At 61.6% G+C, this 630-nt stretch carries 1 protein-coding gene; it reads left to right on the top strand.

Going from position 1 to position 630, the window contains the following annotated elements; translation table 11 throughout:
* Nucleotides 1–630: transposase (locus V0R37_RS21820; RefSeq protein ID WP_420376518.1), on the top strand; the 630-nt coding region annotated here is incomplete at both ends.

Here is a 630-nt window from a genome sequence, read left to right as displayed (position 1 = left end):
ATCGGCAGCGCCACGGTCGAGCGCTGGTACCAGTCGTTGGTGAGGCAGCGCGTCTCGGAGCTCTCGGGCCGGGCCTGCCCCCAGGTGCTGGGCATTGATGAGCACTTCTTCAGCCGTAAAAAGGGCTACGCCACGACGCTGGTGGACTTGAAGCACCACAAGGTGTTCGATGTGGTGCTGGGCCGCTCGGAGCCCAGCTTGCGGCACTATTTGAGCCGCCTGCCCGGGCGCGAGCAGGTCAAGGTGGTGGTCATGGATCTGTCCGATCCCTACCGCCAGATCGTGCGCAAGTACTTTCCGAACGCCAAGATCGTGGCCGATCGCTTCCATGTTGTGCGCCTGGTCAACCATCACTTCCTGAAGCTGTGGCAGCAGCACGATCCCGAGGGCAGAAGGCATCGCGGACTGCTTAGTTTGATGCGCCGGCATGGGTGGAATCTGAGCCACGAGCAGCGCCAGCGCCTGGCGCAGTACCTGGAGCCCTATCCGGTCTTGAAGGCGCTGTACCGGGCCAAGCAGCGCCTGATGCGTTTTCTGCTATTGAAGACGGTAAAGGCCAAACGGGCCAAGAAACTGTTGCCACGGTTTCTGGCGCTCATCGAGCAGTTTGCCAACAGTCCGGCCAAAACC

The sequence above is a fragment of the Pollutimonas rozaliensis genome, assembly GCF_048751585.1.
GTDB lineage: Bacteria > Pseudomonadota > Gammaproteobacteria > Burkholderiales > Burkholderiaceae_B.
Note: the sequence above shows the minus strand (reverse complement) of the source record. Positions and strands in the feature narration are given on the sequence as shown.